Origin of the sequence: Vibrio sp. 10N.261.52.C11 (assembly GCF_041471405.1) — a bacterium.
Lineage (GTDB): Bacteria > Pseudomonadota > Gammaproteobacteria > Enterobacterales > Vibrionaceae > Vibrio > Vibrio crassostreae_C.
In genome coordinates this window covers 1-26,163 of record NZ_JBFROI010000056.1, presented here as the reverse complement: position 1 = coordinate 26,163, position 26,163 = coordinate 1, and the positions used below count along the sequence as shown (strand labels likewise).

27 protein-coding genes are annotated in these 26,163 nt (G+C 43.5%); 13 read left to right on the top strand and 14 right to left on the bottom strand.

All coding sequences use genetic code 11. The features are described 5' to 3' along the window. Positions 1–57: 57 nt before the first annotated feature. Both AB4323_RS19790 and AB4323_RS19785 read right to left on the bottom strand, forming a co-directional pair. Positions 58–1,047, bottom strand: coding sequence for a helix-turn-helix domain-containing protein (locus tag AB4323_RS19790; protein ID WP_372153166.1), 990 nt, complete (start codon positions 1,045–1,047; stop codon positions 58–60). A gap of 96 nt (positions 1,048–1,143) precedes the next feature. After that, a complete protein-coding gene (locus tag AB4323_RS19785) occupies positions 1,144–2,100 on the bottom strand; it encodes a helix-turn-helix domain-containing protein (protein WP_102332686.1) in 957 nt (318 codons plus the stop codon). A gap of 269 nt (positions 2,101–2,369) precedes the next feature. Here AB4323_RS19785 and AB4323_RS19780 point away from each other — a divergent pair, with 269 nt between their 5' ends. Both AB4323_RS19780 and AB4323_RS19775 read left to right on the top strand, forming a co-directional pair. Next, positions 2,370–3,134 (top strand): EAL domain-containing protein, encoded by a 765-nt coding sequence (locus AB4323_RS19780; RefSeq protein ID WP_102332685.1) that lies wholly within the window; start codon positions 2,370–2,372, stop codon positions 3,132–3,134. Positions 3,135–3,343: 209 nt separating this feature from the next. Then, positions 3,344–5,215 (top strand): MOSC N-terminal beta barrel domain-containing protein, encoded by a 1,872-nt coding sequence (locus AB4323_RS19775; protein WP_372153164.1) that lies wholly within the window; start codon positions 3,344–3,346, stop codon positions 5,213–5,215. Positions 5,216–5,321: 106 nt separating this feature from the next. Here AB4323_RS19775 and nadE read toward each other — a convergent pair whose 3' ends face one another. After that, the gene (nadE, locus tag AB4323_RS19770) at positions 5,322–6,152 is read right to left on the bottom strand and encodes an ammonia-dependent NAD(+) synthetase (protein WP_017062768.1); all 831 of its coding nucleotides are present in this window, start codon (positions 6,150–6,152) and stop codon (positions 5,322–5,324) included. A 109-nt stretch (positions 6,153–6,261) separates the two neighbouring features. On the opposite strand from nadE, the gene AB4323_RS19765 reads away from it, so the two are divergent. Both AB4323_RS19765 and AB4323_RS19760 read left to right on the top strand, forming a co-directional pair. Further along, positions 6,262–6,783, top strand: coding sequence for a nicotinate-nicotinamide nucleotide adenylyltransferase (locus AB4323_RS19765; RefSeq protein WP_102535294.1), 522 nt, complete (start codon positions 6,262–6,264; stop codon positions 6,781–6,783). Between the two features lie 27 nt (positions 6,784–6,810). Then, positions 6,811–7,296 (top strand): hypothetical protein, encoded by a 486-nt coding sequence (locus AB4323_RS19760; protein WP_102535295.1) that lies wholly within the window; start codon positions 6,811–6,813, stop codon positions 7,294–7,296. A 133-nt stretch (positions 7,297–7,429) separates the two neighbouring features. Here the strand turns inward: AB4323_RS19760 and AB4323_RS19755 are convergent, their stop codons facing one another. Then, entirely contained in the window at positions 7,430–8,056 is a 627-nt protein-coding gene (locus tag AB4323_RS19755) for a hypothetical protein (RefSeq protein WP_017064307.1), read from the bottom strand. A gap of 175 nt (positions 8,057–8,231) precedes the next feature. Between AB4323_RS19755 and AB4323_RS19750 the strand changes: the two genes are divergently transcribed. Beyond that, on the top strand, positions 8,232–9,338 hold the full coding sequence (locus AB4323_RS19750) for a 1-acyl-sn-glycerol-3-phosphate acyltransferase (protein ID WP_372153162.1): 1,107 nt from the start codon (positions 8,232–8,234) through the stop codon (positions 9,336–9,338). 156 nt (positions 9,339–9,494) lie between these two features. Here AB4323_RS19750 and AB4323_RS19745 read toward each other — a convergent pair whose 3' ends face one another. Beyond that, entirely contained in the window at positions 9,495–10,094 is a 600-nt protein-coding gene (locus AB4323_RS19745; RefSeq protein ID WP_102427986.1) for a hypothetical protein, read from the bottom strand. A 103-nt stretch (positions 10,095–10,197) separates the two neighbouring features. Between AB4323_RS19745 and AB4323_RS19740 the strand changes: the two genes are divergently transcribed. Further along, positions 10,198–10,494 (top strand): YnjH family protein, encoded by a 297-nt coding sequence (locus AB4323_RS19740; protein WP_372153160.1) that lies wholly within the window; start codon positions 10,198–10,200, stop codon positions 10,492–10,494. 36 nt (positions 10,495–10,530) lie between these two features. On the opposite strand, the gene AB4323_RS19735 is transcribed toward AB4323_RS19740, so the two are convergent. Further along, positions 10,531–10,830, bottom strand: a complete 300-nt coding sequence (locus tag AB4323_RS19735; RefSeq protein ID WP_017062761.1) for a YfcZ/YiiS family protein — start codon at positions 10,828–10,830, stop codon at positions 10,531–10,533. Positions 10,831–11,360: 530 nt separating this feature from the next. Between AB4323_RS19735 and AB4323_RS19730 the strand changes: the two genes are divergently transcribed. Continuing rightward, positions 11,361–11,822, top strand: a complete 462-nt coding sequence (locus AB4323_RS19730) for a TetR/AcrR family transcriptional regulator (RefSeq protein ID WP_017062760.1) — start codon at positions 11,361–11,363, stop codon at positions 11,820–11,822. A gap of 300 nt (positions 11,823–12,122) precedes the next feature. Here the strand turns inward: AB4323_RS19730 and AB4323_RS19725 are convergent, their stop codons facing one another. The 6 genes from AB4323_RS19725 to AB4323_RS19700 form a co-directional block, all read right to left on the bottom strand. Next, on the bottom strand, positions 12,123–12,905 hold the full coding sequence (locus tag AB4323_RS19725; protein ID WP_050620596.1) for a heme ABC transporter ATP-binding protein: 783 nt from the start codon (positions 12,903–12,905) through the stop codon (positions 12,123–12,125). Next, the gene (locus tag AB4323_RS19720; protein ID WP_048609731.1) at positions 12,905–13,942 is read right to left on the bottom strand and encodes an iron ABC transporter permease; all 1,038 of its coding nucleotides are present in this window, start codon (positions 13,940–13,942) and stop codon (positions 12,905–12,907) included. Before AB4323_RS19720 ends, AB4323_RS19725 begins: the two co-directional genes overlap by 1 nt. Positions 13,943–14,048: 106 nt before the next feature. Then, complete coding sequence (locus AB4323_RS19715) at positions 14,049–14,936, bottom strand: hemin ABC transporter substrate-binding protein (protein ID WP_372153158.1); 888 nt, start codon at positions 14,934–14,936, stop codon at positions 14,049–14,051. Between the two features lie 148 nt (positions 14,937–15,084). Beyond that, the gene (locus AB4323_RS19710; RefSeq protein WP_017064314.1) at positions 15,085–15,498 is read right to left on the bottom strand and encodes a biopolymer transporter ExbD; all 414 of its coding nucleotides are present in this window, start codon (positions 15,496–15,498) and stop codon (positions 15,085–15,087) included. Next, entirely contained in the window at positions 15,495–16,196 is a 702-nt protein-coding gene (locus AB4323_RS19705) for a MotA/TolQ/ExbB proton channel family protein (RefSeq protein WP_065583702.1), read from the bottom strand. Before AB4323_RS19705 ends, AB4323_RS19710 begins: the two co-directional genes overlap by 4 nt. Before the next feature lie 2 nt (positions 16,197–16,198). Further along, positions 16,199–16,990 (bottom strand): TonB family protein, encoded by a 792-nt coding sequence (locus AB4323_RS19700; protein WP_372153156.1) that lies wholly within the window; start codon positions 16,988–16,990, stop codon positions 16,199–16,201. Positions 16,991–17,151: 161 nt separating this feature from the next. Between AB4323_RS19700 and hutW the strand changes: the two genes are divergently transcribed. The 4 genes from hutW (at position 17,152) to AB4323_RS19680 (ending at position 20,494) form a co-directional block, all read left to right on the top strand. Further along, positions 17,152–18,561 carry a heme anaerobic degradation radical SAM methyltransferase ChuW/HutW gene (gene hutW / locus AB4323_RS19695; protein WP_372153154.1) on the top strand — a complete coding sequence of 470 codons (1,410 nt, stop codon included), beginning with the start codon at positions 17,152–17,154 and terminating at the stop codon, positions 18,559–18,561. Between the two features lie 48 nt (positions 18,562–18,609). After that, entirely contained in the window at positions 18,610–19,131 is a 522-nt protein-coding gene (gene hutX, locus AB4323_RS19690) for a heme utilization cystosolic carrier protein HutX (protein ID WP_016784265.1), read from the top strand. A 155-nt stretch (positions 19,132–19,286) separates the two neighbouring features. Further along, entirely contained in the window at positions 19,287–19,817 is a 531-nt protein-coding gene (gene hutZ, locus AB4323_RS19685) for a heme utilization protein HutZ (protein WP_004731858.1), read from the top strand. Positions 19,818–19,930: 113 nt separating this feature from the next. Continuing rightward, complete coding sequence (locus AB4323_RS19680; protein WP_372153152.1) at positions 19,931–20,494, top strand: ATP:cob(I)alamin adenosyltransferase; 564 nt, start codon at positions 19,931–19,933, stop codon at positions 20,492–20,494. 94 nt (positions 20,495–20,588) lie between these two features. On the opposite strand, the gene AB4323_RS19675 is transcribed toward AB4323_RS19680, so the two are convergent. Beyond that, a complete protein-coding gene (locus AB4323_RS19675; RefSeq protein ID WP_017062751.1) occupies positions 20,589–21,503 on the bottom strand; it encodes a chemotaxis protein in 915 nt (304 codons plus the stop codon). Positions 21,504–21,784: 281 nt separating this feature from the next. On the opposite strand from AB4323_RS19675, the gene ppiC reads away from it, so the two are divergent. Together ppiC and AB4323_RS19665 are read left to right on the top strand one after the other, a co-directional pair. After that, entirely contained in the window at positions 21,785–22,066 is a 282-nt protein-coding gene (gene ppiC, locus AB4323_RS19670) for a peptidylprolyl isomerase PpiC (protein ID WP_258185064.1), read from the top strand. Positions 22,067–22,349: 283 nt separating this feature from the next. Beyond that, positions 22,350–23,756: an alpha-amylase family glycosyl hydrolase gene (locus AB4323_RS19665; protein ID WP_372153150.1), complete on the top strand. Its 1,407-nt coding sequence runs from the start codon at positions 22,350–22,352 to the stop codon at positions 23,754–23,756. 128 nt (positions 23,757–23,884) lie between these two features. Here the strand turns inward: AB4323_RS19665 and AB4323_RS19660 are convergent, their stop codons facing one another. Then, the gene (locus AB4323_RS19660) at positions 23,885–25,756 is read right to left on the bottom strand and encodes a methyl-accepting chemotaxis protein (protein ID WP_017062748.1); all 1,872 of its coding nucleotides are present in this window, start codon (positions 25,754–25,756) and stop codon (positions 23,885–23,887) included. Positions 25,757–26,163: the final 407 nt, after the last annotated feature.

The following is a 26,163-nucleotide window of genomic DNA, read 5'->3' as shown; positions in this document are numbered from 1 at the left end:
CCATATCATTAACAACGCCCTTTATCGCCCAAACTGGTTAAATTTTAACAGTGACAACTACCCTGCCAGATAGGGGGTTTGACAGCCTGTAAGCAAGTTCAAGAACTCGGGTTGAGTAAATAGCTGGCTTGTTTTTATGTGCATTAAAGCTTTAGAATAATAGTGTTTACCAATTTTGATTGCACCGTTGGTTGATTTTTTCTCGTACGAAACAACAGAAAATCCCATTTTTTCGAGTACTTCTGCTGAGCTCTTTATAGCAACTGTTGTGTAGTAGTCGGTAATGTTAGCGTGTTTTGCTAGAAACCTGAATTCTCTATTTAATTGTAGACGAAAAGGTCGCTCGTACAGCGAATGCTGGCTCACCGCAAAATAAGCTAATTTTCGGCTTTTATTATAAGGAACGGTTTTTCTTAAATCTATTTCATCAATCGACTTTTGAGAAAGTGTTTCAATTTCGTAGATCATACCTTCAGTCGTGAATATAGTGCCTATGTTATGTCCTAATAGCTCCCCTGTGACGCTGTCGACATATTTATAGGCAATGAAACGTTTTTCATTGCAATAGTTTAAAAAATCGATTTTATAGAGTCCATGCTTAATATTCTCATCAGAGGTTTTCTCATGAAAAACAAGTACAGAATTTACAATCTCACTATCATTAGAATTTCCAATCGGATATTCACAAACAGGATTGTGTTCGATCATCGATGTTGACTGATAATTTGCTCTGGCGATCAAGTTATTTAAACTACGGTATTTCTCTTCCATCAGAGAGTCGAATTGATCAACTCTATTTTTAGAACTAGGGTCTTGATGTAGTAAATGACTAACTTTAGATAGATAAGGCTCAAGATCGTTGGTAAATTCTCGCAAAACACGAATACTACGGCTAAGAGTTGGTTTAGTTGTTCCTCTTTCCCATCGACTAAGTGTAACGGTATCAATGTTCGATAGATCTCCTCCGAGTAAGTTGAGCTTTGTAGCTGCTTGACTTTGTGTTAGTTCATTCGCGATTCGATATTTTTTTAAGTATTCGCCAAACACAGTAGTTTTCTCCAATCTTTTGCATAAGGCGAAGTATTATTATGTGTAGAAACTTAAGATGGTAGGCATCTTAATTTAAAGGCTGTTTGGCTATGCCTAATGATTTTTGATTGAGTATTGGTTATCCCACTGGGTTGTTTTTATGAGGGTTATTATTTCGGGTTGAGAAAGAAGTGTCGCTGTATCAATTTCGTATAAGCAATGTTCGAATGAGCGGTTGCCTAATTTAAAACCTCCTTTTTCTGACTCAATATCAAATGCTATTTTCTTAAATCCAAGTTGCTCTAAAATTTGTCCGATTTCAGGCCATGCACTAAAGAAATAATAACGTTGAACATTTGAATAGTGAATTAGGTTTATAAATTGAGAAACTAACATACATCGAAATATCTGGAAATTAGAAGAGTAACGATTATAATTACAAACCGATAACTTAGTCGAATTTTTATAACTGACAGATTTTGTCAGGTCGATATCAATGATTTTTGAATGAGTAACTTTGTCAAAATAGTCACTTTCGAATATAAAACTAATTGAGTGACCTACCAACTGCCCGCTTTCTGTTATAAATCTTTTTAAAATAGCTCGTTTGTTTTGTTGGTAGTCATATAGATTAATGTCGAAAAAACCCTTCGGTGTATGGATGGCTGTTTCGTAAAAGATTTTAAGGCTAGATAGTATCTTGTCATCATCTTTCAAAAGAAGTGGCATCTCAGTAATTAAAGTTGATTGTGGCTCTTGTGGCTCTTCATAACTTAATGATGAAAGCTTCGTTACCCTGTTATTAAAACGAAGTTGTTCAATCTCGTCTAGTAGCTTTGTTTCGTTTGGATTAGGTATTAATTCATAAAAGTCACTCAGGTCAACCTGTAAACAACGCAAGATTCTTAGGCATTTTGCAAGTGTTGGTTTGGTTTTTCCTCGTTCCCAACGACTGAGAGTTACCACGTCTACAGAGCGAAACTCTTCATTTGCAAGGTTTAACTTAACAGCAAGCTCACTCTGAGTAAGACCTAGTGAGACTCTCAATTCCTTTAAATAGTCACCAAACATACATTATCCCTAAGCGTAATTTGATCTAATTGAAGTATAGTCATCTATGATAGTTTATGGCATTTTTAATAACATATCTAAATGTAACAGACTCGAGATTACCGTTTTGAAACGGCATTGTGTATTTGTACAGGAGTTCGTTTAACTACTTATGCAGTTTGTCTTCACGGTTAAGAAGTAGGCATGTAAAGCTACATATGATTTGTTCATGCTAATCCTTGCTAGTTATTGATCTGTAGTATGGATTAATCACAAAAAGAGGTTTGTTTATGAATACGAATATGTTGTCTGAAAATTTACAAGCCGAAGCACTTGTTGACGATGTTAATCAGGGATTGTTTTATCCTGTTTTTCAACCGATAACTAATGGCAATGGAACTGTCGGTGCTGAGGTTTTGTTACGTTGGGAAAAAGGGCACGATGTTGAATCGTCAATTCGCTGTCTGTTAGACTCTAAGAAGATTGCATGGTTTACTCAAATATTCTTGTTAAGAGTGTCCGAGGAATTATTGTCTCAGAAGAAAATGATTGATTTTCTGACTATTAATATCTCCCCTGATCACGTTTTAAGTTTCACTTTTCTACGTGATATTTCCCCAATTTGGCAAGCATGTAATAAGTTGGGTATAACCTTATGGATTGAGCTTACTGAGAATGAACAATACCCGGTTGGCATTGACGAGAAAAGGATGATGTCCCAGTTTGGAGTATGTCGTGGTCTTGGAATTAAAATCGCGATAGACGACTATGGCAGTGGTTATAACACTGGTGAAGCACTGATTAGGGTTGTTAAACCGAACATAGTGAAAATAGATCGGTCGTTAATGAGAAACCGGAGTGATAATTCGACCTTTTGGGAGCGTCTTAGATTTTTAGCTCGGAAGTATCAGATTGAATTGTTATCTGAAGGTATAGAAAACCATGAAGATTTACGTTTTGCACAATCGCAGGGCATAGATTATTTTCAGGGCTATCACTTAGGCAAACCTGGCTCATTGAGTCAATTGTCGAAACAAGGTGCAGCATATTGCTGATCTACTTAAAAATAGCGTGAATAAATTCGGGTTACTTTTAGTGTGTAAAGCATCATCGTTAGTTTCAAGAGTTTTAGGTTTGCCGGAACATAATGCCATTCTATTAGTTTAATCATGCCTACTTAGTATCAAGTGTTTAATGCCTGCCAGTTTATCTATTTATAACCATTTGTTAGCATTGGGACAAACAACAAAACATTGGAATCGTTATGTCGCAGTCACCTTTGGATCAAAAGGCTTTGGAGCAAGAGCTTTCAGGTCAACAGCCCTCCTTATCTCAAATTAATGTGTTTCCGGTTAAATCAGTAGGTGGGATTGCACTCTCTTCTGCTTGGGTCGAAAAACAGGGCCTTACCTTCGACAGACGTTTTATGTTGGCCTTGGCTGACGGCTCAATGGTGACGGCGCGTAAGTACCCTAAAATGGTCAAGGTGTCTTCTAGCTTGCAGCCAGACGGTTTGATTTTTACTTACGAAGGCAAAGAACCGCTGCGCCTAAAATATGCAAACTTCAAGATGCAAGAAGCGCCTGCAACAGTGTGGAAAGATAGCTTCACTGCGTATACCACCAACGACGAGGCGGATGATTGGTTTAGCGATGTGCTTGGTGTTCGCGTAGAACTTCTGTTCTGTGGTGAGCAATCTAATCGTGTTCGAGAAAAGCTTGGTCAGAATGTCAGTTTCGCCGATGGTTACCCGATGTTAATCATCAGCCAAGCTTCGCTTGATGAGTTGAATCGCCGTAGTCCTGAAACGCATTCCATGGATCAGTTCCGCACCAATTTTGTCGTCTCAAACACTGAAGCGTTTGCTGAAGATGGTTGGAAGCGCATTCGAATTGGTGAGGTTGAATTCGAAGCGGTGAAGCCTTGTGAGCGCTGTATCCTAACGACAGTCGATGTTGAGAGCGGCGAATTCAGAGCAACAAAAGAGCCACTCAATACCTTTTCTACGTTCAGAGCCAATGAACGTGGTGGCGTTTTCTTTGGTCAGAACCTTGTGGCGAAAAATGAAGGTCTGGTGAAAGCGGGTGACGTTGTTGAGGTACTTGAAACCAAAGAGAAAGAACACTACGAAGACTCTTGGGTCGAGTCACTGCACTTAACTTGCGTCGAGCGTGAAGAGATCGCTCGCGACTTCACAACCTTTTGGCTAGAGCCAGCGAAAGAGAACAATTTATTACCAAGCTATCAGCCGGGGCAGCATCTACCGATTGAAATGGTGATTAATGGCGAGAAAGTGTCTCGTCGTTACACGTTATCTTCTAGCCCTTCACGCGCAGGTCGTTTGGCGATTTCCGTGAAGCGAGTGGACGATGGTCAAATCTCAAACTGGCTCAATGATCACTTCCAAGTCGGTGACACGCTAGTTGCTCAGAATCCAGATGGCGCATTCTACTTAGAAGATAACCCAACACATCCATTACTGCTGTTATCAGCGGGAAGCGGCATCACCCCTATGTTGTCGATGCTTCGTTACTTAGCCGACCATGGTCAGATTGATGATGTGGTGTTCTATCACCAATGCAGCAGTGAAGAAGATATCCCTTATCAAGCTGAGATTGATAAGACCGCTCGCGAACATGCTGGTCTAAGTGTGATTTATTCACTAAGCCAACCAACGAAAGAGTGGGATGGTTTGTCAGGTCGTTTGAGTGTGTCTCATGTCGCCAAAATTGAGGACCTTCATAAGCGCCAAGCATTCGTGTGTGGCCCTGACGGCTTTATGGATAATGCCAAGAAATTGCTGATTCAAATGGGGCTGAATCCTCAGCATTATCATCAAGAAGCGTTTGGTGTTGCTCAATCAACGGAAGAAGCGGTGAAGCAACTGCAGTTGAGCGTTAACGGCTACCTGTTCGAAGGCAACAACCAATCAACACTACTAGAGCAAGCTGAGTCGGCAGGTGTGTCTATCGCATCAAGCTGTCGCGCGGGTTTCTGTGGTGCTTGTAAAGTGACCCTTGAGTCTGGGCAAGTTCATCAACCTGATGTACCGGCGTTGCAAGAGCATGAACGCAACATGGGGCAAATACTGGCGTGTTGCAGTGTGCCTCAAACTGATATCGAAGTTGTAGACTAACTCGGTAGGTCGGAAGGCCAGAAAGAAAAGCACATTGAATAGAAAAGGCCGGAAGTTCACTGAAATGAACTTCCGGCCTTTTTGATTCTAAGATTAATTCAAACAATTAATCGTAGATCGTTGGGATCGGTTGACGCTTGTGCTGTGTTGCTTTGTAGATGCCTACTAAGCGGTCTGACACGTCTTGAGGGACTTCTTTACCTTCAAGGAAATCATCGATTTGGTCGTAAGAAAGGTTCAATGCTGCTTCGTCGGCTTTCTGTGGATCAAGCTCTTCTAGGTCGGCAGTAGGCACTTTCTTAACCAATAGCTCTGGCGCACCTAGCGTTGCTGCAAGTTCACGAACTTGACGCTTGTTCAGGCCAAACAAAGGCGCTAAATCACATGCACCGTCACCGTGTTTGGTGTAGAAGCCAGTGATGTTTTCTGCTGAGTGGTCAGTACCAATCACAAGACCACCAACGTAACCCGCAATTTCGTATTGCGCGATCATGCGAGCGCGAGCTTTCACATTACCTTTAACAAAGTCGATTTTTGCTGAGTCTGTTGGTAGTAAACCTGTACCTTCAAGTGCAACGTGAGATGCTGCGTGAAGCCCATCAACACCTGCTTTGATGTTTACAGAAACAGATTGAGAAGGCTGGATGAAAGAGAGAGCAAGTTGTGCTTCATCTTCATCTTTTTGTTCGCCGTAAGGTAGGCGAACCGCAATGAATTGGTAGTCGTTGCTGCCAGAGTTTTCATTCAGGCTATCCACGGCCATTTGTGCCAAGCGGCCACAGGTCGTTGAGTCTACACCGCCACTGATACCAAGGATCAGAGACTTGCAGCCTGACTGCTGAAGTTTCGTTTTAATAAAGTCCACACGACGAGTCACTTCGAAGTGAGGGTCAATTGAAGGTAGTACGCGCATTTCGTCACGAATTAACTGTTCCATTCGTATTCCTTTCCTGCAAGCAAATTAAAAATCTAGTGTTATCATACCTAAATCATCCGATTTAAAAACCTCTTTGCACAAGCTTAGAAAGAGAAGGCAGTAATAAATAATGGAAAAAATAGCCATTTTCGGTAGTGCGTTTAATCCGCCGAGCTTAGGGCACAAAAGTGTGATTGATTCGTTGGCTCACTTTGACAAAATTCTACTTGTTCCAAGTATTGCCCATGCTTGGGGAAAAGAGATGCTAGACTTTGATACGAGATGTCAGTTAGTTAACGCATTTATTAGCGATCTTTCACTGGATCAAGTGGAGCTTTCTTTGATCGAAAAGAGCCTATTTACTCCAGGTGAAAGCGTCACGACTTATGCAGTGCTCAGTGAACTCCAAAAGTTACATCGTGACGCTGAACTGACATTTGTTATTGGCCCAGATAACTTCTTTAAGTTCTCATCTTTCTATAAATCAGATGATATTACCGAGCGGTGGTCTGTAATGGCTTGCCCTGAAAAAGTGAAAATTCGCAGCACAGACATACGTAATGCACTGATAAGTGGAAGCGATGTTGCAAAACTGAGTACAAAGTCAGTTACAAAGATGTTGCAAGATAGTGGACTGTATCAGATAATGTAAGTTCACTAATCAAGAGGTCAGAGGACTATGCTAAAGAGCGCGATACCAGCGACGTTGATCATGGCAGCATGCAGTATGCCTGCGTATGCTGAGTGTGATTTTTTTAGCCTAGATTCGATCATGCTGACTTCTGATGAAAGTGACAACTGTCTAGATTTCTCGACCAGCATCGAGTCTTTTGGCCAACGTATGATGGAAATCAGCGGGCTGAGCGATGATGAACCGGAAAGCACACCGGACTATTGGTCTGATTGGGTTCTTCAAAGTAAAGACTCGCCATTGCTGACACAAAGCATTGAGTCAAACTATGTTGGCTTGGGTATGTGGTTTCCAGAAGACCTTGAAGATGAGCAATATGATATGTCGACTGAAGAGTGGTTGATGAATCATGGTCTTCAACTCAGCATCGGTTTTGGCGAGAAAGTCGAAGGGCAGCCGCGTATGCGCTTTGATTATCGTTGGCACGATTCACGTGACGCCGACCTAATGATGCAAGTTGAGTTGCCATTTTAGACAGGCAGATACACAGATAGATTGCTACCTACGTCTAAACAGTAAGAATTAAAAAAGCCGCAAAAACTCAGTTTTTGCGGCTTTTTAGTATCTGGCTTGCTAGTTTAAATACCAGCTCTCACTTAGCGCCAAACTATAAATCTTCACCAAAAACAAGCATACACAGTTGTTCGAACTCTTCTTCTTTACCTGAGAACAGATCATCAATCACAAGTGAACGTTTTTGGCCTGACTGCATGCGTTTCTTCGCTTCTCGCATCACCATCACCAGAGTGTGCTCTTGTGGCAGGTTTGAATCATCAATGTTCCATTGATTGAATCGCTGAGAAAGAGCACTTTCGCAAAGCAGTGGTTTAAATGACAACACTTCTTGCTTCAAGACAGAAAGCATATCTTTAAACGCTTGTTCCGTATTATTGGCATTGGAAGCACGAGCTTTGGTTTGCTCTAGCTTTTCTAGTAGTGCCGAAGAGAGGTTAGTTTGCGTAATGTAACCCGCTTGTCTTGGGAATGAATCCGTCAAACGAACAGAAAAGTCGACACGGTTAACCTGAGTGTTTGGAAAGTAGGTCAGTGACGTTAGGCAGTCGTATGGAATCCAGACGCTTTGTCCTGGTTCAACGGCATACTCTTGTTTGCCTAACTTAATCAAAACCAAGCCACTTTGAACCGATACAAGGCTATGTTTAAGTACTTTCTTGCGTGGTGTGATCACCAAGTGTGAAAAGTAAGCCGATGTATATTCAATAGCGAAGTTCATAGATAGTACCTTAATTTTGGGGCGTCAAGATTACCGTTAATCTTAAAGAATGCCAACAATAACAGGGGATTTTCAATGTTTCTGGTCTGACCTTGTCAAAAGTATGGGCTCTGTAGCTGCGAGAAGTCAAAACAACGCGTAGAATGAGCCAGCTTTTTATTATATGAATTAAAAAATGACCTCTCCAACCGATCCATATGTTGATATTCGCCCTTACGGCGATGATGAAATTCCAGCGGCACTAAACCGTCTTATTAATGATGAAGAATTTATCAGTGCAATCTTGCACTACCGTTTTTCTAACCATGCGTCTTGGTTTAAAGCATTAATGAGCCCGATTTTGCGTGTGTACTTAAAAATGAAGTGGAGCAAGCTGACTAGCGTTGAGTCCATTCAGATTGAAGTGAAAAAGTACTTACGCGACACGTTAGCGAAAACCACTAACGGTGTGACGTACACGGGTATCGAGTCACTGGATGCGAACCAAGCTTATCTGTTTGTATCAAACCATCGTGACATTGCTATGGATCCTGCGTTAGTAAATTACGCTCTGCATCAAAATAATCATCAGACTTGTCGTATCGCTATCGGAGACAACCTGTTGAAAAAGCCATGTGCGACTGAATTGATGCGTTTAAACAAGAGCTTCATCGTAAAGCGTTCTTTGAAAGGACCGCGTGAGATGATGAAAGCGCTAGGGCAGTTGTCTTCTTACATTAAGCACTCTCTAGAAACGGGCAACTCAATCTGGATCGCTCAAAAGGAAGGTCGTGCGAAAGACGGTAACGATTTTACTGAGCCAGCAATTTTGAAAATGTTCCACGTTGAAGGACGTAAGCAAAAAATTGCTTTCCCTGAATACGTGAAGTCATTGAAGATTGTTCCTGTGGCTATTTCTTACGAGAACGACCCATGTGACACGGCTAAAGCGATAGAGCTTTTCGAAAAAGACGTAAACGGCAGTTACGAAAAGGGTCAGTTTGAAGATATCGAAAGTATCATTCAAGGCATCATCGGTGATAAAGGACGCGTTCACGTTGGTTTCGGTCAGGTTATCGACCAAGATTTTGATACCCCTGAAGCGCTTGCTGAAGAGATCGATCGTCAGATCCACGATAACTACAAACTGTTCCCAGTAAACTTGCTGGCAGCAGAAAAAGAAGACGAGTCGATTACAGCGGCCGTTAAGCAAGAGTTTGAAGCTAAACTATCGAGCCTGCCACAAGGTGCGCGTCAGTACTTGATCGATAGCTACGCCAACCCAGTGAAGAACATTGGTTAACGAGCGTTAGTTAGCTTGCTAGTTGATTAGCAACTTGATTGAATTGAAAAGGAGCCTTAGGCTCCTTTTTTGTTTCTGAACCGCTACTTGCTGCTGCGATCGAGCATTAACGTATTAGAGCATTAGAGCATTAGAGCATTAGAGCATTAGTCTGAATTAGCGTGCGACAGCGCCACCGAGATCTAGATTGGTTGGCCATGTGGTTACAGTGTTGCCGCCCAGATAGATGTTGCCTCTGACAGTCATAGTCTCGGGGAATGCTGTAATTCCAGAACCGCCTATATAAAGGTCGCCATCAATCACGATCCCGTTGGGTAGCTCGGTTAAAGGAGTGCGGATCACGCTCAGATCGCCTTTCACCCTAAAGCCATTCGGTAGCCTTTCCAGTGGAGTATCGGTGAGGTTGATAAAACCGCCCACTCTTACTCCTCTTGGCCAACTGGTGATTTGGCTGCCAATCAAGTCGACGTAACCTTTTATCTTAACCCCGCTCGGGACTCGAGCGAGTTGGCTGTTAGAGCCTTTAAGGCTGCCGTTCACTTCTAACCCTTTGGGTAGGCGTGTGATCGCCGTGTTCTCTATATTGAGATTACCATCTACCACCAAGCCAGTTGGAAGTGATGTATAAGGCTTATTTCGTAGATATAAGTTTCCGTAATTATCGAGATGGTTCAATATTTGATAGTGATCGAGTGGTTCAGCACTGACATTTGTTATGGTTAAGGAACCAATAATAAGTGCAATTATTCTGAGCATAACAGGCTTCTTATTACGATAGACGCTTACACTATAATGGAAAAATTAATCTCGCATAGTGTTTTACCCATTTGGCGGTAGATTAACGAGGAATGGAGCAAAGATGATAGGTAAATTAATGATTAGAGTAAATATACGAATTATTAAGGTCTTTCTGATAGCCGCTTCAGTGTTTGGTTCAATGTCTGCGAGTGCCAACAAAGTAATTTCAACGCCCGGTAAAGCTGCGGTGGTGGTGACACAAGGCGGTCAACAGCAACGAGTTTGTTATTACGATGACAAGGCTTATAGCATTGGGGCAGTGTTAGAGGTGGGGGGCGTAGTGATTCAGTGCGCTGCAGAAAACGATTTTGAGAAAAATGGGTCACTGGCTTGGGTTCAATTAAAAAAAGACGAGTAATTCACTCGTCTTTTAATAAGCATATAAATGCTTATATTAACGCGCTAGAGAGCGAGTCTTAAGTTCAAAAATAATCTTCTCAGCGCTAACTTCAAATTTAAAGCGAGCGTGCAACTCTGTGCTTTCTTCAGTCATCTCTGATGCTTCGAACTCAACGTTGCTAGACACTTGTTTAGCAAGTTCAACATACTTAGCAAACTCAGCTTCAATCAGTGCTTTTGAGTTTCCGTAAACCGTTACTTCAGCAACATCGTCGCCTTCTTTAATGATGAACCCGATTTCGCCTGCACAGCCGCAAGCCTCACATACATCGTTGTTACCAATATCTTGGCTCATAAATAATCCTCTTACAAAGTCTGAGGTTATTCTAACGAGCAATTTGAACTGTATCTACAAAAATTAAAACCTTTGAACTAATTTATACTGGTATGCTATGTTGTTTGTTAAGGTGTTTGATGAATATCTATATTCGCGCCGCCAAATATGTATGTGATTTACCTCACGTTTTGTTGAAGAGGAATGTTATTAATATGTCAGAATATCATTCACTTAGTTGCGCCAGAAATGATTTTATAAGACTATCTATCGCTTGATAGGTATTTATACAATGAATTTTTCGTTGGGTATTTCATATTCTAAGTAGTTATTTAAACTTATCGACTTAGGATTGTAAGGTGATTTTCGAAGAATAATTAGACAAAGTGTCCAAAGAGGCATCACTGTAAAATTGTTCGTACATAGTATTTGTGTGAATTTAGTTATAAATACTTGCGAAAAAATACCTTGCTCACATAATGCTGATAACGATTTTCATTCTGACTTCATTTGATTGAGTTAGATGGATTTACAAAGAGAAGAGCCTGAATATGCCAAAGCGTAGTAAAGAAGATACAGAAATCACGATCCAGAAAATCATGGATGCCGTTGTAGACCAGCTACTAAGATTGGGTTACGACAAGATGTCATACACGACGTTGAGTCAACAAACGGGTGTTTCTCGTACAGGTATAAGTCATCACTTTCCAAAGAAAACGGATTTTACTGCTGCTCTAGACGGTCGTATTTTCAAGATGTTCGTGGAACACATTGACTTCGAAAATGGCCTTGACGCATTTTCAGCTAGCTGGGTTGCAGCACTTGAAGACGCTGAGTTCCTAGCAATCTTACGTTTACTTTTCCATCATATCGTTACTGCTGAGAGCGCGCATGAGTTCGCTGCAAACGGTATTGATCGTCTATACAAGCTGACTGAAACTCAGTTTGGCGATACTAGCGGTAAAGAACTAGAGTGGCTGATTGGTAAATCATTGATTCGTATGAGCCAATAATCAGCACTCAATAAAAGAAGCTCCTACGGGGGCTTTTTTTGTGCTTGCAGTTTCACTTCTTGTGCGTTTTTCTCTTCAGTGTTAAAAGCTAAGTAACCCTAACAAGTAGAGTTCATTTCTAGAGCCTCAAATGCTCAAGGTGAGTCGTTTTGGTGCTTGCTGTTGTGGTTATTAATAAAATTGAGTTTAAGCCGAGAGAGTGGCTGTGAGCCAATAAAAAGCCCCGAACAAATCGAGGCTTAGGATTACGTCATTGTTATCAAGAACGAATACTCAAAACGAGTCGCTCCTTAATCGGACTTATTGTGCGGGGTGAACCTGAGGGAAGCTCATGGTTGGGTGTTTTTCTACGATACTTTTGTAACCATACACATCTTCTATCATCGAAGGTTTCAGTGCATCCCAAGGCTTGCCATCACACACCAAATTGCCATCTTTCAATACCACCAATCGATCGGAATACTGCGCGGCTAAGTTGAGATCATGCAAAACCACGATAACCGCGGCATTGTGGTTATCGGCTAATTCTCTCGCAATCTTTAAGGTGTTGTGCTGGTGGGCAAGATCCAGTGCAGAGGTTGGTTCATCAAGCATCAAAATACATTGGTCACCAGAGTGGTGAAGCTGAGTTAATACTCGAGCCAAGTGCACTCGCTGCTTTTCACCGCCTGATAGTGAAGGGTAAAGCCTTTCACTCAGGTGAGTCACATCAGCAACATCCATTTTTTGGCTAGCAATGCTAGTTAGTTTTTTGTTGGATTCTTGCAGAGGAATCCCACCAAGCTCGACAACTTCATGTGCCAAGAATGGGAAGGTCAAGGTGCTGTGTTGAGGAAGCATAGCAAGGTGCTTAGCTAACTTGTGAGAAGGCCACTTGTCTTTGCTGTGTCCAAAATACTGGATATCGCCGTTGCTTGATATCTCTTGGCACAAAGCTTTAAGCAGCGTGCTTTTACCTGCGCCATTTGGCCCAAGCAGTGTAGTTACCTTTCCCGCTTCAATCTCAATAGAAACGCCATCTAATATCACTTTACTGCCGAACTTCACTTCGATATCGGTCGCTTTTAAAGCTGAAGGAAACATTAAAGGATTCTCCCTTTCTGTTGAAATAGTAGATATAAGAAGAATGGGGCACCGATAATCGCAGTGACAATACCTACAGGTAGCTCTGCCGGAGCAAGTACCACACGTGAGAACATGTCTGCGGCGGTTAGCAGCAGTGCGCCTAGTACCGCTGATAGTGGCAACAGAACTCGGTGGTCAGGGCCTGCCAACATGCGACCTAAATGTGGGATAACCAATCCAATAAAACCAATCATGCCAGACAGGCTAACTGTGATACCAACGCCCGCAGCCGTCAGTAGAATCAGCTTTCGTTTCAGCTTTTGAACTGGGATACCAAGGTGTTGCGCTTCTGACTCGCCCAGTAATAGAGCATTTAGAGACATCGCTTGGCGGTAGAAAACAACAAACAAGCCAACGAGCGTGACAGCTGCCAGCAAAATTCCTGACCACTTAGCGCCCGCCAATGAACCCATCGACCACAATGAAAGATCGCGCAGCATTTGGTCATCAGCAATGAAATTCAAGAAGCCAATACCTGCGCCAGAGAGCGCACTGATCGCCACACCCGCCAACAACATGATGGTGACAGAGGTGCCGAATTTACCTGTACCCAGCTTATACACCAGCAGCGTGGTTAAAGCGCCGCCAAGAAAAGCGAACACAGGAACCGCAGCAAAGTTCATGAAAGCAGGGTATTGAAGCGATAGCTCAGAGAAAAGCACGATGGCCAGAGCTGCACCTAGCGCGGCACCAGCAGACACACCAATGATCCCAGGCTCAGCAAGTGGGTTTCGAAATAAGCCCTGCATAACAGCACCACATAACGCGAGAATCGCACCAATCAACATACACAAAATGGTTCTAGGTAAGCGAATCTCTTGAATCACCAAGTTGATGTGGGGTGCTAAGTCATTGTTTGGCTGAAGTAAGCTCGCTGCGCTGTCAGCCAAGCTAATGTTCATTGGCCCAACGGTGATTGAAAACAGTGCGACGAAGACTAGGGTAGCACCTAGGCCTAACATCGATGTTTTCAGCGGGACGGATCGTAACAACATAAAGGGCCTCAATGTCCGTCACTAACTTCAATATCCATCACCAACATTGCGAAAGTAGGCTGGTGACGGGCATTGAACTAGCAACAGTAAAAATAGGGTAGTCGCGTTATAGCGGGTAGATAAGTGCGTTTAGACGCTTTGCTTCAGAGAGGCTTTCGAGGCCAAGCCCGCCAACCAAAGCACTGCCATTTACGGTAATGATTTGCTTGTTCATACCTGCAGGCGTTGCCGCTAGCATAGGCAGTGATTTCAGGATGGCATCTGCGCCGCCCATTTTTTGATAACTACGGCCGCTTACTAAAATGACATCAGGTTGCATCTCAACGAGTGATTCCATTGAAAGTGGCTTGTAAGACGTTAAGCTCTGAGCGGCAGGGTTGATACCGCCAGCTAACTCGATGATTGCGTTTGGTGATGTTTCACCGCCAGCAGCGTTGGCAGGGCGACCTTCATGCAGCAACAGGAATAGAACTTTCTTCGCTTCGTTGCTTGGTACTTGGTTCGCTTTCAGTGCTGCGATCTTTTGATTCACATCGGTTTTCACTTGCTGCGAGTGGTCTTCGGTATGGGTGATCTTTGCGATTTGGTCGATACGCTTTAATAGCCCTTCCACGTTTGCTTCAGTGTTAACAATCTCTACATCGACGCCTGCCGATTTTAATTGAGAGATAGCGTTGTCTGGTCCCATTTCATCCGAGCCAATCAATGTGGTTGGCTCTAGGGCGAGTAGACCTTCAGCAGACAGGTTTCGGTGATAACCAATCTTTGGCAGGTTTTCTGCTTGAGGAAAGTGGCTGGTCACATCAATCGCGACTAGCTGCTCTTCAGCACCTAATGCCAAAACCAATTCAGTAACGGCACTACCGGCACTGATGATTCGAGGTTGTTCAGCGTCGTTGGCCATTGCGGGTGCGCTAAGTGCCAGGCTCATAGCGGCAACTGAAAGGAGATGTGTCTTGGTCTTTAATTTATTGAGCACGTTTAAGTTGTTCATAATAAGTTCTTTATATTTTCTTTTTGTATCGCGAAGATACTCAGTGAGCAGTCCGTTCGCATTGTGAGTTCGAATCGATAGAGAGGCTTAGTCTGCTTGTTTAGTTTTATCAACCAGAAGCCAAACCTCGTGAAAATTGAGTGTCGCTCTAGCCATCGTCCGTGAGCAGTTGAGTCGCTGGTATTCCGTTTTCTTGAAGGAATGAAAGCAACTTCACTAGGTTTTCAACATTGGCGGCTTTATCCGCGCCAATGATGATCGGTTTTTTATCCGTTGAGCCTGTCTCTTCTAACAAGGCAATCTTGAAGTTTTCCCAGTTGATATACTCTTGGCCGTTAATCGCCCAGTAGGGGGCATGGTCTAGGATGTTGACGCTAATCGAGTCTTTGTGGACTTCAGAAACGTTTTTAACATCCGAGCTTGGTAGCTCAACTTCTAGCGATTCCAGCTTTACCGATGCCGTAAGCAGTAGAAAAACCATCACGATAAAAATGATGTCGAGCAGCGGTGTTAAGTCTGGCGCTAGGCTCTGTGTGTGAGATGAGTGGGGCGTTTTAATCATGCTTGACTCACATCACCGATAGAGGTTTTGTTGATAGGCTTACCTTGAGTATCATCAGACTGATTGGTTTGAATCGACATGCCTTCTAGCCACACATTCACATAGTTCAATGTATGCTCCAATTGAGCCAGCACTCGATCGGCCCATAGCCCTAGTAGCTGAGCACCAGAAATAGCAGGAAGCGCAATCATCAAACCTGCTGCTGTGGTTCGCATTGCTAATCCAAGACCGTCTGCCAAATCATTAGGCGTGATGCTGCCTGTTGTCGCGGCAACGCCTTTAAACATCTCAATAAGACCAAGTACCGTACCAAGCAAGCCGATGAGTGGGCTGATCACGCCGATCAAACCAAGCAGTCTTAAACCTGCATGAAGCTGGTGGCGTTTTTCTTGTAGCCAGATCCCAGCGGCATCTTCACGTAACCCTTTTGAGAAAGAGTGGTGAGCAAGCAACATTGACACGCCCTTGTACAAGAGCGGGCGTTTACCTGAAATCGACTGAGCAAGCGCTTCAATCTCTTTGCTGTTGGTTGGTGAGGTTTGGTTTAACTCGCGACGAATGGCACGTTTGCCCACACCAATGCTGAGCATGACTTGGAAGACACGTTCAGCGATGATCATTGCTGTTAATGCTGAGCAGATAAGAAGAGGCCAAGTCATTAAGCCAAGTTGATCTTGTAAGTAACTGATTTGTTGCATGATTAATCCAACCTAAAACGAACAGGTATTTGTACTCGGTGAGCAATCGCTCGACCATTGACAGTGTGAGGTGAGAATTTCCATTGTTTAATGGCATCTAATGCGGCGTTATCGAGCATTAGCGCGCCTGATGAATTTACTAATGCTTGTTTAATTTGTTTGCCTTCAGCGTCTAGCCAGATCTCATAAGTCGCGACACCTTCAACGCCACGACGTCTTGCTTGGCGAGGGTAATTCGGTGGGGTAGGACGCGCAGAGAACGAAGGCTTAGTGACTAAAACCGGCTCTTGGTTTGATACGCCTTGGTTTACTTCCTGAGACTGGTTGGCAGATTCGTCCATATTCTTATCGACTTTCTTGTCGGCCAGTTTCTCTGGTTGAGTGGCTGGCTCTGGGCGTTCTTTCTTCACCACCTTTTTCTCAGTCACTGGTTTCTTTTGAACAGGCTTTTTCTCGACAACCTTTTGCTCAATCACTTTTTTCTCAACTTTCTTTGGTTGAGGTTTATTGGTGATCGCTTTTTTCTTTGGGGTTGGCTTAGCTTGCTTTGGCTCAACCGTTTTTGGTTCGGCTTGTGAGACGGTTTCTTTTATTGGCTCAGGTTTAACTGGCTCTGTGATTGTTTTTTGCTGAGCTTGTGAAGGAACGCTCTTAGGAGTGAAGTTGATCGATACCGTGTTCGATTGGCTACCTGCAGGCATCGCAAATACTTTGGATTCTTGAGCGACAAACAACAACGCGGCATGAATCACTAACGATGCACCGCCTGCAATAACATATCTAGGAACGTTCACAATCAATCCTTTACCAAATCAAAATACTGTATCGGATTATTGCTTAGAATCTAAATAAGATCAATTATCAATTGCATTATCATTTACGTGTATTTATGATTCTCTCAGTTTTTAGCGAATAGTCTTCCAGACTTTGCTATGTAAGTGTTTAGAGAGATTATATGAGTCTTAATATTTATAAATTTGACGAATCAATCTTGGGCATTTCTAGCCCTGATCCGCTTCGTTTTGCGTTTGCGAGAAAGCATTCTGCACACGCCGGAGGAAGTTCAATTCCGGTCGACCCCAGTAAGAAGTTAGAACTCTTTGACGAACTGATGCTGAGTGAAGGGAAAAAACAGGATAAGCGTTGCTTGTATATCCACATTCCTTTCTGTCGTGTGCGTTGTACGTTTTGCAATTTCTTCCAAAATGCCGCAAGCCGTAAATTGGTGGATGAGTATTTCGATGCACTGATGGTCGAGCTAAAGCAGAAAGCCAAAACACCTTGGGCTCAGTCTGGACTATTTCACGCCGTCTATATTGGTGGCGGAACTCCCACCGATTTGTCGCCTCAACAAGTTGAGCAGCTGGGTAAAGCGATTCGTCAATATTTCCCACTAGCAAACGATGTTGAGATGACATTGGAAGGGCGCATCAATCGATTTGGTGACGAGATGTTTGATCGTGCGCTTGAAGGTGGCTTCAATCGTTTCTCGTTCGGTATTCAAAGTTTCAATACTCAGGTTCGACGTAGTGCTAAGCGCCTAGATGACCGAGAGGTTGTGCTAGAACGTATCAGTTCACTAAGCCGCACCGAGCAAGCGCCAATCGTTCTTGATCTGTTATACGGATTACCACACCAATCTATGGAAGTGTTCCAACAAGATTTAGAAGACTACATGTCTACTGGCGCACACGGCATTGACCTCTACCAACTGATTGTTGCGGGCAATGCACCTATGCTTAATCTTGTTGAGAAAGGAAAAATCCCACCGCCTGCGAATACGCCAGATAAGGCGAGCATGTATTTGGCGGGTGTGGAGTTCATGGCAAAAAATAAGGTCAAGCAACTGAGCGTAAACCACTGGACTCGTGATAACCGCGAACGCAGCATTTACAACAGCTTAGCGAAAACTTATGCCGAAGTTCTACCCATTGGTTGTGGCGCTGGTGGCAACATCGGCGGTCATGGTGTGATGCAGCATCGAACTTTAGACAGCTACATGGAGTCTATAAAGCAAGGTCAATTACCTATTGCCATGATGACTAAGCAAAGCTCATTAGAGCCTATCTTCTCAACATTAAAGGCAGGTTTCGATTCTGGTGTTGTTAGAAGAAGTACGCTACCGAGATTTATGGGGCAAGATACGTTCGACTACCTCAAGCCTTTGTTCGCGCATTGGGAAAAGAACGGTTTAGTTGAGCTTTCGGAAGATTATCTGAGCCTGACTATTGCTGGCAGCTTTTGGGCGGTAAGCCTAGCGCAGAGTGTGATTCAAGTGCTTAACGCTGAATACCAAGCTATGCACCCAGCGCCTAAAGCGTCAGGTTCGGGCGTACACCCGCATGCAAGTTTGAAGCACGCTTAATATCGAATTTTTAGTTTATAACTTACTCGTTTATACGGAACATATTCAATGACAGATACAACATTAGAAATGACAGAAACTCTAGAACAACGCGTAGCTCTAATTTTAGAAGAAGAGCCAAAACTACTGCCAACAGCAATTGCTGAGAAGCTAGGTGTTTCAGAGGTTGAAGTGGTTGCTGCTTTTCCAAACGACATGGCGGTAATGCTAGATGGCAGCCGTGCTCAAGAGATTCTAGAAGGTTTAGTGGGTTGGGGCCCTGTGACCACTATCGTGCATTCATTTGGTTCTATCTTTGAAGTTAAAGCGCCATTCCCGAAAGGTAAGGTAGCGCGTGGTTACTACAACCTAATGGGCAAAGAGGGCGAGCTTCATGGTCACCTTAAACTTGATAACGTTAAACATATCGGTTTGGTGAGCAAGGCGTTCATGGGTCGTGAAAGTCATTACTTCGGCTTCTTCAGTGAAACCGGTGAGAACATTTTTAAGATTTACCTAGGCCGTAACGAAAAGCGTGAGCTTATTGCCGACCAAGTAGAACGCTTCAAAGCGCTAAAAGAACAAGCTTAAGTTCAATTTACAGTAAATAATCAGCAGCAATCTTACATAGGGTTGCCAACTGGCTTAAACAAGACATCAATGCTCGAGGATCGTTTAGTTCGCTAATGATCGCTCAACCTTGGGCAAAAATAATAAATCAGAGAAAGTGAAGAAAGGAATTACCCATGGAACAGCAAGTAAAACAAGAACGTCTACAAGGTCGCCTAGGTCCAGAAATTAAAGAGTTTCGCCAAGAGCGCCGTACCCTTCAACTTGCAACGGTTGATGAAGAAGGTCGCCCGAACGTAAGTTACGCACCTTTCGTTCAGAACCAAGAAGGTTACTTTGTTCTAATTTCTGATATTGCTCGTCATGCTCGCAACTTGAAAGCGAACCCTCAGGTCTCTTTGATGATGATTGAAGACGAAGAGAGCTCGAAGCAACTTTACGCACGTAAACGTTTAACGTTTGATGCTCAAGCAAGTGTTGTGGAGCGTGAAACGGAACTTTGGACTCAAGTGATTGGCCAGATGCAAGAGCGTTTTGGTGAAATCATTGATGGTTTGAGCCAACTTCAAGACTTCTCTCTGTTTAACCTTAAAGCTGAGAACGGCCTGTTCGTTAAAGGCTTTGGTCAGGCATACCAAGTGTCAGGCGACGATCTGGTGGATTTCGTTCACCTACAAGAAGGTCACAAAAAAGTATCTAACGAGTAATCTCGTTTAATCGATTTCTTTAGGAGCCCTCCAATGTGAGGGCTTTTTTATGTCTAAATCAAAGAGTTTGGTATATTGGCGTTTGATGACTATTTATATGTAAGGATCGGTACGTGAAACCAGTAAGTCGAGATTGGGACGAGTTCTGTTACCCGTTTATTTATGAAGACAGTCCTATCTGTGATTTTGAGATTTTGTCGGATGAACTTTGTTGCCGAGTTGGATTGGTGTTGTCTTTAGAGCTAGAGCCTCAGGTTCGCGAGATCCTGCAACGCCTGCAGCCGAACATCTATCATTTGAATGGTTCCGTACGTGGGAAGTTAGCGATTACTGAATCCGAACTGGTCGAGCTTAAGCAAGATTACCACCGCATCCGTGAGCAGTTAGAAGGTGGCTTCAAAGGGTTCGTATTACCGGGTGGGAATCGAGTATCGAGTGAGCTTCACTTGTGTCGTTGTCAGGCTAAGAAAGTTGTGCGAGCTTTGGTGAGTATTGAACATCATGAAAGCAAAAAGTCGCCAGACCCCCCGATTCTTTTTAAATACGCCAACCTAGTCGCGAACACTCTCTATGCATTGGCCTCTTTTACCAATCATGTGAATGAAGTCGAGGAAGTGGAATTTGTGAGTAAGAGCTACTCTATGCCGAAAAAGTCTATGCCAGAAAACAAAGACTAACGGTTAGCTCTATTCTTATTAAGATTTGAAGAAAGAAGAGACTAAGAAGCTAAACCATTGAGCACTATGCCAGGTTTAGCTTCTATAACAGAGCCTAAGCAGCCGTAGAGGCGCCGTTTAAGACTTTTGCGCCGCGTAGCATAGCTTCGATTAATTCACCCGCGTTGAACTTCTCAAGCGCTTCATGCGCCCCCACCTGATTAGCACGGTCGACACAGATCTCACTGGACAGTGAGGTATGCAAAATACAGTAAGCGTGACTTAAAGCGCTGTCGTTTTGCACTTCAAATGCAAGCTCATAACCATCTAATCCCGGCATCTCGATATCACTCACCAGAAGATCAATGGCATTGCCAGCGCTGGCTTGGCGTCGCATTAGGTCGATGGCATCTAAGCCGTTGTTACATATGCTGTAAGGGATGTTGATGCTGTCTAAGGCATCAGATAACTGTTTACGTGCAATCAAAGAGTCATCCACTAATAAGATGTTCAATGCTTTGAGGCGTTCCCTTTCTACATCGGTCAGCATCGGGATATGAGCATTCTCATAAGCTGGGTAGATCTTAGAAAGCAGCAGTTCCACATCGAGCATTTGCACAATACGGTCTTCAAAACGTGTAATACCCGTTACAAACACATTGCGACCCACACTGGTGGGTGGAGATTCAATGCTCTTCCAGTCGCATTCAATGATTTTATCAATTGAACGAACCAAGAACGCCACAACTGTTCTCAAACAGTCAGTAACGATGAGTACACAATCTTGGTATTCAGCGGGTGTTATCGGACGGAAGCCAATCGCAGCGGACATATCAATCACAGGAACTGTAAGGTCGCGGATAGTCACTGTACCAATCACGTGATGATGGGAGTAGGGGATCTGAGTCATCGGCTGAAAAGGGACGATTTCTCTGACCTTAAGCGTGCCAATCGCAAAACTTTGAGTGAGGGACAACTTGAACATCAACATTCCCTGTGACTGACTCGCTTTACTGATCGGTTTGGCCATAAGTGGCTCCTACTTAATACGCGCTTAATTTATAAGGATTAATTTAAAGGGAAATGGAAGCCGCAGCAAGTCGCGATGCGGTTTTTAATGGCCTTTAAGGCAGTTGTTTTCGGTTATAGAGTGAAGAATAGCGGTTCTTGGGTTAAAATCACGCTAAACGCTGGCTGTCGATGAATTTATGTCGATAAGCCGTTAGCGGCAAACAGATTTACAACAGTCAGTTCATTCGCGATGTTCTAAGTAATCGTCGTAAGTAAACTGGCAGCAACAAACTGAGAATTATCATGGCAAGAACAGCAGCAGCGCTTCATATTTTGGTGAAGCATAAAGAACTAGCAGAAGACATCATGACGCAGCTTAAAAAGGGCGCTAAATTTCAAACGCTAGCGAAGAAACATTCAACCTGTCCATCTGGTAAAAAGGGCGGCGACCTAGGTGAGTTCAAAAAAGGTCAAATGGTGCCTCAGTTTGATAAGGTTTGTTTCTCTGGCGAGACGCTTGTACCACACCTTGTGAAAACAAAATTTGGCTGGCACGTCGTGAAGGTTCTTTACAGAACTTAGTTATAAATATGTGTTAGATTGAATAAAAGGAGCGTATATACGCTCCTTTTTTGTGACTTTTGTGCGCGTTTTAAAGCACTACGGTTGAGTGTTCATCCCAGACGTTATGCGATAATTGGTGCTACGCCCTCAACCATCCACCGTGAGTAATTGGTAGGAGGAGGAGGGTTTTTAATGAGTAACTCATATAATAAATGCCATTCTTGAGGAAATTTATTGCAGCTTTGCCTTTTAGCCTTTGCCTTTTCTAAAAAGCTGTAAACGAGTTTGGTAGGAGAACAACATGGAGAGTTCAGCTATGTTAAGCAAACCAGCGACAGATGTCATATTGCATGCCTTTGACTGGTGCTACGCTGACGTAATGAAGAACGCCCCACTGATCCAAGAGTTGGGTTATAAATCTGTTTTAGTATCACCGGCGATGAAATCGCTGCGCGGCCCTAAAGGTTGCGATCGAAATTCTGGTACTCAATGGTGGCAACGCTATCAGCCCCAAGACTATCGTGTGATCGATAATCAGTTGGGTGACACACAAGATTTTAAAGCGATGGTCGACACGTTAAAGCGACATGGGCTTCGTACTTATGTGGATGTGGTGTTTAACCACATGGCCAACGAATCGGGTATCCGCGGTGATCTAACGTATCCCAATCAGCAAGACATGGCGTCTTATCAAAAAGATGCTGACTATTATGAATCCATACGTTTGTTTGGTGACCTTTCTGAGCCTCTTTTTGATGAGAACGACTTCGTGGAAGCGTTTGGTATCAAGAACTGGAAAGACACGTGGGAAGTGCAAAACGGGCGTATTACTGGTGGCGCCAGCGATCCTGGCCTGCCAACGCTACTCGATAACGATAATGTGGTGGCACAACAAAGAGCCTACCTAAAAGCACTGAAAGAGATTGGTGTGAAAGGATTTCGCATTGACGCGGCAAAGCACATGACACTGGCACATCTACGCAAGGTGTGGACTGATGACATCTGCGAAGAAATGCACATCTTCGGTGAGATCATTACCGATGGCGGCGCGACAGAAGAAGAGTATGAGCTGTTCCTTGAGCCTTATCTTAAACACACTCGCTTAGGCGCTTACGATTTCCCGTTGTTCAACACCATCTTCAAAGCATTTGAAGAGCAGGACAGCTTTAAGTCTTTGATTAACCCATACTGTTTTGGTCAGGCTCTGTCGAATATGCGAGCGATCACGTTTGCGGTCACTCATGATATTCCCAATAACGAGGTGTTTTTGGAGCATGTGATGGATGAAGTTGACGAGCGATTAGCTCACGCTTTCATTCTTGGTCGAGATGGCGGTGTGCCGCTTGTTTACAGTGAACTAAGTACCAGCGGTATTCTGGACAAGAGCGGTCAGCCTCGTTGGCTTAACGACTGGCAAGCGCCTTACATGAAAAGCATGATTCAATTCCATAACCATGTTCATGGCGAAGCGATGCGTGTGGTTGAAGCGAATGATGATTTGTTGGTGTTTGTCCGTGGCGACAAAGGCATTGTGGTGATCAACAAGTCGAAGCGAAGCAAAACAGCCTCATTAAATTGGACTGGTGCGGTAACCGATTTACTGTCGGATGATGTGTTTGAATGTGTTGGTAAGGATTTAACCATCAAGGTGGAATCGAACCAATGCATGATGTTAACGACGAATGAATTGAAGCCTGTCACGAGTTAACTTGGATAGACTAGAAAGAGAAGCCCCGCTTACTGGCAATCAGTAATCGGGGCTTTTTATTTTAAGCTATTGCTCGGTAACTAAACCAAATGGCGACTCAGCCAAACGGCAACTGAGCCAAACCTTGGTTAAACCGTAAACTTATTCAATAGCTCGTCTTGTTGGCGAACATTGTCAGTTTGCTGCTGCATTGCGGTATTCGCTTCTTGGGCCGCTGTTGATACTTGTGTTGAAAGGTCTTTGATCTTAACAGTGTTGTTATTGATCTCTTCCGCTACTAAGCTCTGCTCTTCTGCCGCTGAAGCAATCTGGATGTTCATATCTGAGATGCGTTGAATCGCGTCACGGATACGGTCAAGTGAAGAGTTCGCTTGCTGAGCGCGTTCAACGGCGTCAGTGGCTGTGTCTTTACTTTGGTTCATCGCGTTCGATACTGAGCTTGCACCCGCTTGGAGCTGCTCGATCATGTTGCGGATTTCCGTAGTTGATTCTTGAGTACGTTGTGCCAGAGTACGAACTTCATCGGCAACGACTGCGAAACCACGGCCTGATTCACCAGCACGCGCCGCTTCAATAGCCGCATTCAATGCCAGTAGGTTGGTTTGGTCTGCAATATCGTTGATTACTTTTAGAATTGTTTCGATGTTGGCTGTTGCTGATTCAAGTACTTGTACTTCGGCAACCGCTTGGTCGATACGTGCTGAAAGGTTATCAATCGCTTGAGTGGTGTCACTTACGACAGATGTGCCGTCTAGCGTTGCTTCGTCTGCTTCACGGGCTGCCGCTGCTGCGCCTTGAGCATTGTTTGCAACTTCAGTTGCAGTAACCGCCATCTCGTTCATTGCAGTCGCTAACTGTTCAAGCTCTTCCAGTTGGGTATTCATCGCTTTCGCTGATTCGCCTGCACCTTTAACCGTGATTTCAGTACCACGCTTAATTTCAACACCAATCGCTTTCGATTGAATGATCTGATTTTGCAGGTTTTCAGTAAAGGTGTTGAAACCTTTCGCTAGGTCAGAGAACTCTTGGTCTGTGTTGGTATCTAGGCGCTTAGTTAAATCACCTTGACCGCTCGCCACATCTTGAATGGCTTGGTTAAGCGCATCCAGTGGACGCATTAACACACGAATCAGAACAGTCAGTGCAATGATGCTGAGAATAACTGCAATCAACGAGTAGATCATTGAGCTGTTCTTCAATTCTTCAACGGTTTGGAACGCGATCTCTTCATCCAGGATGGCACCTATATACCAATCTTCACTAGGGATGTGGGTGAAATTAACTAGGAACATTTTGCCGTCGACTTCAATTTCTTGAGAGCCTTCACGAATAGTCGCTTGTGGCATGTAGCTTGATAGCGTTTCACCGTTGTTTTTCGCATTTGGGTGAGCAATCGTGGTGCCGTCGGCTGTTACTAGGAACAGGTAACCCGCATCAAACAAGTTCACTTGGTTGACCAAGGTAGCAAGGTTCGTCAATTCTAGGTCGTAGAACATACCCGCAGTAAAGCGGCCGTTGTCTTTAACTGGAGTACCTACTGATATGATGACTTTCTTACTTGATGCATCCACATAAGGAGCGGTAACAACTAAACTGTTTTTGGATTTAGCATCAATGTACCAAGGACGAATTCGTGGGTCGTAGTCTGGACCGGCATCCCAACCATCATCATTTTCAATAACGAAACCGTTTGCTTCATAACCAAAACCAACCGCTAGGAAGCTGTTTTTAAGCTTTGGCTTTTCTAAGATTTCTTTAACGTAAGCGCGATCTTCAGGGTTGATCTCGATGACTTCAGTCGTCGATTGAGCCAACGCTTTCTTGGCGTTCATCTCCGATACGACGGTATTTTTCACGCCCGAGACCATCTCTTTCAGGCTCGCATTGACGTGGTTTTCTACTGCACTTCTTACAGTGTAAAGTTGTTGTATTGAAAGCAATGATACTGTCACTAGCAGCAAGGCTGATGATGCAGCAACCACCTTATGGCTAAATTTCATTGAGTTTTCCCCTTCTCACAGGCTTTGCGAAGACTAAAGTTAATCGTGTTTTTGTAATTATATATATCGACTAGATTGGATTTTACTTGAATGTAATTTCACAAAATAGACTACAAAAATACAACAACCTAAACAATGCAAAATTCACTAAAGCGCATATTTGTTGCTTTTAGTATTTGGTTCAATGAGTTGGGGAATGGGGCTAGACGGAGTTTAAGGAGGAATTAAGAATGTATTAATTTGATAGTTATGCGTTCAGTTTTCTATTAAAAAGAGGCGGGGTGAACAAACGATATGAAATCAAATGACATGCAGAGCTTATAAATTAATTGAACTCCAAATAATACTGTGTATATATTTTCGCAAATAAAAAGCCCCACAAAAGTGAGTAATGCCGTTCACTTAAG